Origin of the sequence: Streptomyces sp. NPDC048411, from assembly GCF_040704695.1 — a bacterium.
In the GTDB taxonomy this organism is placed as follows: domain Bacteria; phylum Actinomycetota; class Actinomycetes; order Streptomycetales; family Streptomycetaceae; genus Streptomyces.
Map to the genome: position 1 here is coordinate 1 of NZ_JBEZKL010000220.1, position 7,491 is coordinate 7,491.

Consider the following 7,491-nt stretch of genomic DNA (forward strand, 5'->3'; position numbering starts at 1 on the left):
GGCTCGCGGACCGGCTCAAGGTACCGGTGCAGCGCACGCTGTCCGCCGGTCCCGGCCGGGACGCCGGACGCGGACCGGTAGGTGAAACGTGTGCTGCGCACCATCGGTGCGCAGCACACATGTTGTTATCCTGTTTCCCGCTCGCCAGCAGAAATCGGCTGCTCCCGGCGCGGCAACCGCAGCGAGAGGAACAGGCATGTATGGCGTCCTGCGCGACGGCTCCCTGGTCAGCGTCGACGACAAGGTCCATCTGGTCGCGGGCAGCAACACCAACTGGGTGATCATCAAGGACGGCGACAGCGGCACCCTGATCGACACCGGGTATCCGGGCGACCGGGACGCCGTCCTCGCCTCGCTGGCCGCCGTCGGGCTCGCCCCGGAGGCCGTGAGCGCGGTTCTTGTCACGCACGCGCACAACGATCACATCGGAGCCGCCGAACACCTGCGGGCGACGTACGGCACGCCGGTCCTCATGCACGAGCGGGAGGTCGGCCACGCCCGCCGGGACTTCCTGAACCAGGTGACCGTTGGTCAGATCGTGGCGCGGGCCTGGCAGCCCGGCGTGGTGCCCTGGGCCGTGCACGCCCTCAAGGCGGGCGGCACCGCTCACGTGCCGGTGGCCGAACCCCAGGCCTTCCCGGCGTCGGGCTCGCTCGACCTGCCCGGCGGCCCCGTACCGGTGCACACGCCCGGGCACACCAAGGGGCACAGCGCCTACCTGCTGCCCGACAGCGGCGTCCTGGTCAGCGGCGACGCCCTGGTGACCGCCCACCCCACCTCCCGCGTCGACGGCCCGCAACTGCTTCCCGGGATGTTCCACACCGACCGGCCCGGAGCGCTTCGCTCCCTGGCTCTGCTGGAGGACCTGGACGCCGGCGTCGTGCTGCCCGGCCACGGGCCCGTGTACCGGGGACCGGTGAGGCGGGCGGTCGAGCTGGCCCGCGAGCACGCGGCGAAATAACCGCCGTCCTCGCTCCGAACCGCCCCCGTGACTCAAAACTGGGGCGACACCGCCACGGCGGCCACCAACATCGGCCATGAGGCGCTGCTGTCCGCGGCCCGCTACCTCGCGGCCGGCGCCGTCGACCTCATCGAGCGGCCCGAACTGCTCGACGCCATGAAGCAGGAGTTCGAGGCGGTAGACGCGGATGGCGGACGGCTGGTTCACACGCAGAGGCGCTTTTCTCACATCTGCGCGCGCGGGCCTGCCTGATCCGCTGTCAGACGAAGTTCGAGGCCGCCGGACCGTACCCCGACAGGACCACGCTCGTCGCCCAGATCCACACCTGTGTGTCGTCGGGCCACTCACGGACCTGGGAGGTTCCGGCGTCCTGGGGCCGCTGCCCGCCGGACGCCGCGGAGCGCGGGCCGGGCACGGAACGACGGTGCTCGGCGGTCCGCGTGGGTGTGTACGTCGTGGAAACCATGTCGTGACCCGTCTCTCTCCGGTCGGTGGTGCGGATATGGCAGGGGTGCGGGTTCCCTGCCGGGGGAAGGAGCAGGGAACCCGCGGTCAGGGGGCGGCTCAGGCGGCGGTGCCGGCGTTGATGGTGACGGGGATGTTGTCGCGCGTGGCCTTGGAGTACGGGCAGATCTGGTGGGCGGCGTGGGCGAGTTCCTCGGCGGTGGCCTGGTCGACGCCGCCGAGGACGGGGCTGAGAACCGCCGAGAGGGAGAACTCGCCGTCGTCGCCGTGGGTGAGGGTGATCTCGGCCGTGATGGTGGTGCTGGTCAGCCGGACCTTGCGCAGGGTGGCGGCACGGCGGAGGGCGCCGAGGAAGCAGGCGGCCCAGCCGGCGGCGAGCAGCTGCTCGGGGTTGGTCGCGGTGCCGGCGCCACCGAGCTCCTTCGGGAGAGCGAGACCGGTCTCCAGCAGACCGTCGGAGGAGCGGACGCGACCGCCGTTGCGGCCCTCTCCGTCGACGTCGACAACGGCGGTGTAGCTGACTGCCATGACTGGTGCTCCCCATCTGGGTCGGAAGGAAGGTCTTCGGTCGCCTCGACCGCAACACTTTGTGTGTCACCGGTTGAGGCAGTGACGCAATCATGGCAGCTTCTAGCGTCACCAGTCAAGATGGTGCCTACCTCCTTCGGGTGTGCGTCTCCGTCGCGCTGATCGACCGTCACGGTCCGGCCGGTGGCACAGCGCGGGTGCAACATGCTTCACACGGAACGAGTTGGCACGCTCCTCTGTCGCTGTTGTGACATGTCCCAGCTGTGCCACCGGCATCGAGTGACATGTGCCTCACGGCCGTCGGATTCTGTCGCTCAGACGAACGGCACGCAGCGCGCCGGAAAGGGCCCAGAAACAATGAGACACACCCGCTTGTTGGCGACGTTCACGGCAGGCGTCGCACTGGCCGCCGCGGCGGTCACCCCGTCGTTCGCCGGTCCGCCCGGGCCGTCGCACACCACGGTGGCGGCCGGGACCTCGGACAGCGAGGCCACCGTCCACCTGATCACCGGCGACAGCGTGACCGCGGCGAAGGGCCCGGACGGACGGCAGACCGCCTCCGTGCGGCCCGGCCCCGGCCGCGACGACATTGTCTTCCACACCTTCGAACAGGACGGGCACCTGACGGTGCTCCCCTCCGACGCCTCGGCCCTGGTGTCCCGAGGCCGTCTGGACCGGGCGCTGTTCGACGTCACCTCCCTCCTCGCGCAGGGCTACGACGACGCGCACACCGACACCCTGCCGCTGATCGTCAGCACTTCCGGAACGGCGACGGCCCGCGCGACGGACAGACTCACCGCGTTCGCCGAACACGACGCCCCCGCACGGGAACTGTCCAGCATCGACGCCCGGTCGCTGCACGTCGCGAAGGACGAACTGAGCCGGTTCTGGGACGAACTGGCGCCCGACGACGCCGAGTCGAAGGCGTCCGCCGCCGCCCCCCGCGTGTGGCTCGACGGCCGGGTACGCGCCGTCCTCGACCGCAGCACCGCCCAGATCGGCGCCCCTGCCGTCTGGCAGAAGGGCGATCACGGCGAGGGAGTCAAGGTCGCGGTCCTCGACACGGGAGTCGACCAGGCGCATCCTGACCTGGCCGGACGGGTCGTCAAGACGGCGAACTTCACGGACAGTCCGACCACCGGCGACTCCTTCGGGCACGGCACCCACGTCACGTCCATCGTCGGCGGCAGCGGCGCGGCCTCGGGCGGCGCCCGCAAGGGCGTGGCCCCCGGCGCAAACCTCATCGTCGGCAAGGTGCTCGGCGACGACGGCTCCGGCTCCGAGTCCCAGGTGATCGCCGGAATGGAGTGGGCGGCCTCCCAGGGCGCCGAGGTCGTCAGCATGAGCCTCGGCTCGGACGAGTCCAGCGACGGCTCCGACGCGATGAGCCAGGCCGTCGACGAGCTCTCCCGCACCACCCCCACGTTGTTCGTGATTGCCGCCGGGAACAACGGCCGGGACGGTGCGTCCACCGTCGGTTCACCGGGCGCGGCCGCCTCGGCGCTGACGGTGGGCGCGGTGGACCGGGACGACTCACTGGCCGGCTTCTCCAGCCGGGGCCCCCGGTCCGGCGACGGCGCCGTCAAGCCGGACGTGACCGCTCCCGGCGTCGGAATCGTAGCGGCCCGCGCCTCGGGCACCACGCAGGGCGACGTGGTGGACCAGTACTACGTGGGCTTCTCCGGCACTTCCATGGCCACACCCCATGTCGCGGGCGCCGTAGCCCTGGTGGCCCAGCGCCACCCCGACTGGACCGGCAACCAGATCAAGGACGCCCTCGTCAGCACCGCTCGCACGATCAGCGGCCAGAAGGTCACCGAACAGGGCGGCGGCCGCGTCGACGTGGCCGCCGCCGCCCTCGGCGCGGTCACCGCGACGGGCAGCGTCACCCCCGGCCCCTTCCACCCCGGTGAGGCGGCACGCACCTTCGACCTGGCGTACACCAACACCTCCGACGAGGCAGTCGCTCTGAATCTCCGGCCCCGCCTCACGGACGCCACCGGCCGCCCGGCCCCGGCGCACGCCGTCCGCCTCGCGCACTCCTCCGTACGCCTCCCCGCCCACGGGAGCGTCATCGTCCCCCTCACCGTGGACCCGGCCGAGGCCGGACAGGGCAGCTACTACGGCTACATCACCGGCACCCTGGAGGGCGGTGACGCCCCGGCCGTGCACACCACGCTGAGCCTGGTCGTGCACGGCCCCCTGCACAGGCTGACCGTGCGGACGTACGACGAGAACGGCGACCGCATCGCCGCACAGCCGTTCGTCTGGGGCCCCGGCGGCTACGTGGGCTACACAGACCCCGACAACGGCGTCGCCGAGGTGGAAGAGGGCACCTACCAGGTGAGCCGCACCTTCATCAGCACCGCGAAGGACGGCCAGGAACTGCGCGAGGTCGTGCTGCCGGAGGTGAAGGTCACCAAGGACACGACCGTCACCGTGGACGCCCGCAGAACCGTTCAGGTCCAGATCCGCACGCCACGGCCCGCCGAGCAGCGCGGGGTGCTCAGCTACCAGACCTACCGCGAACTCGACGGCCTGGCAGTGATGCACGGCGTGATGTTCTTCGACATCGCCAAGCGGCTCTACGTCAGCCCCACTTCCCCGGTACGAACGGGAACCTTCGAGTTCGCCTCCCGCTGGCAGCTCGTCGCACCGCTGCTGCAGGCGCGGGCCACGGGCCTGCCCGGCACGCTCGACGCCTACTACATGCCGGCCTCACCTCTCTTCGGCGACCGCGGCACCACCCTGCGCGCCGTCGACGCGGGCGATGCCGCCGCCCCGGCACTCACCGGCGTCCGCGGCCGGCTCGCGGTGCTCACCGACGAGCAGGGCACCGGCGTGGACCAGGCCCTGAAGCAGGTCTCGGCGGCCGGCGCCAAGGGCGTCCTGCTGGTCAACTTCGACGACACCCCGTGGACCCGCTGGAGCCCGGACGGCGAACGCTCGCCGCTGCCGGTGGTCCGCATCGGAGCCACCACCGGAGCCGAGATCCTCAAGCGGATCCATCGCCGCACCACGGAGGTGACCTTCCGCGGCACGGCCCGCAGCCCCTACCTCTACGACGTCGTCCAGGTGGCCGAGCAACAGATCCCGCAGCACGTCACGTACACCGTCTCCGCCCGGAACAGCGCCGTGGTGCGCACCACGTACGCGGACGACGGCGGCAGCGGCTGGGCCGCCGAGCAGCGCTTCGCCCGGCGCCCCTACCAGGGGACGGCCTGGCTTCAGTACAACCGCTACGTGCCCACCGGCGTCACCCGCACCGAGTATGTCAGCGCCGGTGACACGGTCTGGCAGCACCTCGTCCACCACACCACCACCTACGACCCCGACCTGCCGCTCGCGCTCGGCATGCGCGACACCCCCCGGACCTACCGGGCGGGTACGGAGACGAAGGAGACATGGCAGGGCGCCGTCGTCCGGCCGTCGATCCCCGCGGGCGCCATCGAACCGACCGTCCGGAAGGGCAACGTACTGCGCCTGCGCGTACCCGAGTTCACGGACTCGCAGTCCGGGCACTGGTCCCGCTTCCTGGCCGGCGACGGCGGCATCGGCACCGGCCGCGCGCAGGCCACGAACGACACGGTGACAGCGGCCCTCTACCGCGACGGAACCAGGCTCACCGGCCTCGACAACGCCTGGACGGACGTCGAGGTGCCGGCCGGACCCGGCGCCTACCGGCTGGCGCTGACCACCTCGCGCACCTCCCCCGACTGGGACTACGCGACCGCGACCAGCACGTCCTGGTCGTTCCGTTCGGACACCACCGACGAGGCCGCCCCGCTGCCCCTGTTGCAACTCGACTACGCCGTACCGGTCGACGCGCACAACACCGTCACCCGGGCCGGCTCGTACGGCGTGGACGTCACGGTCCGCGCCCAGGACGGGGCGCCCACCCCGCGCGGCGCGAGGGTGCGAGTGGAGATCTCGTACGACGACGGCCGCACCTGGCGGGCGGCGAACGTCCGCAACCGGGGCCAGGACACGTTCCGGGCCACGGTGGACCGCCCGCACCACCAAAGCGGCACCGCCTATGTGACGGTGCGGGTCACGGCCCGGGACTCCGCCGGCAACAGCGTCCGGCAGACGGTCTCCCGCGCCTGGGCGGAGCGCCACTGACTCTCACGGACCAGGGGGCGAGGGGGCGTACGGACCTCTCGCCCCCTGCCGTCGCGAGGCCCTGGAGTAGAGTCCTCGGACTGTCCACGCCACGACGAGCGAGGGGGCCTTCGGAATGCTGAAAGCTGCGGGAGTCTCGCCGGAACAGGAGGCCGTCTACCGCCTTCTCGTGACGGCGGGCGGAGCGACCGCCGAGGACATCGCCCGGCGCACCGGTGTGAGCGGAGCCGACAGCACAAGTGTGCTCGAATCCCTCGTGCTCCAGGGGCTGGCCAGCCACACCGACGGCACACCTCGGGTGTTTCGGGCGGTGCCCCCGGACGTGGCGCTGCTCCCTCGTATTAAACACACCGCAGACGCGCTGGACGTGGCACGGGCGCAGGCGGACCGGCTGCTCGAGGCGTACCGCGAGACCATGCGCCGCCATGACGCCGGGCAGTTGCTGGAGGTCATCACCGGGGCGGAGGCACTGCGCCAGCGGCTGAGACAGATACAGGCCGACGCCCGTGAGGAGATGCTCTGGTTCTGCCGGGCCCAGTACGTGGCAATGCCCTCCGGCACCAACACGGAGGAGTACGAGGCCCTCGCCCGCGGCGTCCGCTACCGCGTGCTGTACGAGAAGGCGTTCTTCGACGACGAGGGGGCCGTCGACAATGTGGTGGCGGGTGTGCGCGCCGGGGAGATCGCCCGCGCCGTCCCCTGGCTGCCGCTGCGCCTCGCGATCGCCGACCGGTCCGTCGGCATCTTCCCGCTGGTGCCCGGCGGCCCCCACGGCAGCCCCGACCAGCCGACCACCGCGCTGGTCAGGGACGGCAACCTGCTGAGCGCGCTCGTCGCCCTGTTCGAGGGCTACTGGGAGAACGCCGTCCCCCTGCACCTCTCGGAGACGGGCGACCTGGCCACCGACGACACCGAGATGCATCCGTCGCTGTCACAGGCCGACAGCAAGCTGCTGTCCCTGCTGGTCGCGGGCGTCGCCGACAAGGCGATCGCCTCACAGATGGGCCTGAGCCGAAGAACTGTCCAGCGCCGCATCCAGAACCTGATGGAGCGTGCCGGCGCCGGGACACGCATGCAGCTGGCCTGGCAGGCCGCCCGGCGCGGCTGGCTGTGAGGGACCGCGCGTGTCGGCCCTGTTCTCCCGAAGCTACGGCGAAGTGACAAGTAGCTCTCTGTAATCAGAGTGACGCTCGGTCAGGGGCAGCGAGGCGGGGTCCGGGAACTTCGCCGACCTGGAGGGCGGCGAAGTCGGTGTCGGCCTGTTCGACGGCTTCGGGGTACGCCTCGCGCTTGGCGTGCTCGGCGAGCGCCCGGTAGATGCTCGCGACTGAGGGGTTCTGTCCCTTGCGCTTGCCGGTGGGGATGATCAGGTCGGGCTGGATCTGCTCGACGGACTCGCCGCCCGCGCGGCGCCG

At 71.5% G+C, this 7,491-nt stretch carries 6 protein-coding genes and 1 pseudogene; 4 read left to right on the forward strand and 3 right to left on the reverse strand.

Annotated features, from left to right (window positions below):
* Nucleotides 1–196: 196 nt before the first annotated feature.
* A complete protein-coding gene (locus tag AB0915_RS37245; RefSeq protein ID WP_366695566.1) occupies nt 197–961 on the forward strand; it encodes an MBL fold metallo-hydrolase in 765 nt (254 codons plus the stop codon).
* A 27-nt stretch (nt 962–988) separates the two neighbouring features.
* Entirely contained in the window at nt 989–1,213 is a 225-nt protein-coding gene (locus AB0915_RS37250; protein WP_366695568.1) for a hypothetical protein, read from the forward strand.
* A gap of 7 nt (nt 1,214–1,220) precedes the next feature.
* On the opposite strand, the gene AB0915_RS37255 is transcribed toward AB0915_RS37250, so the two are convergent.
* Both AB0915_RS37255 and AB0915_RS37260 read right to left on the reverse strand, forming a co-directional pair.
* Nucleotides 1,221–1,427 carry a hypothetical protein gene (locus tag AB0915_RS37255; RefSeq protein ID WP_366695570.1) on the reverse strand — a complete coding sequence of 69 codons (207 nt, stop codon included), beginning with the start codon at nt 1,425–1,427 and terminating at the stop codon, nt 1,221–1,223.
* Between the two features lie 98 nt (nt 1,428–1,525).
* Entirely contained in the window at nt 1,526–1,954 is a 429-nt protein-coding gene (locus AB0915_RS37260) for an organic hydroperoxide resistance protein (RefSeq protein WP_366695572.1), read from the reverse strand.
* A gap of 357 nt (nt 1,955–2,311) precedes the next feature.
* On the opposite strand from AB0915_RS37260, the gene AB0915_RS37265 reads away from it, so the two are divergent.
* Nucleotides 2,312–6,076: a S8 family serine peptidase gene (locus AB0915_RS37265; RefSeq protein ID WP_366695574.1), complete on the forward strand. Its 3,765-nt coding sequence runs from the start codon at nt 2,312–2,314 to the stop codon at nt 6,074–6,076.
* Between the two features lie 115 nt (nt 6,077–6,191).
* The gene (locus AB0915_RS37270; protein WP_366695576.1) at nt 6,192–7,190 is read left to right on the forward strand and encodes a helix-turn-helix domain-containing protein; all 999 of its coding nucleotides are present in this window, start codon (nt 6,192–6,194) and stop codon (nt 7,188–7,190) included.
* Nucleotides 7,191–7,254: 64 nt separating this feature from the next.
* Here the strand turns inward: AB0915_RS37270 and AB0915_RS37275 are convergent.
* Nucleotides 7,255–7,491 (reverse strand): annotated as a pseudogene (locus tag AB0915_RS37275) (recombinase family protein); the annotation flags it as partial.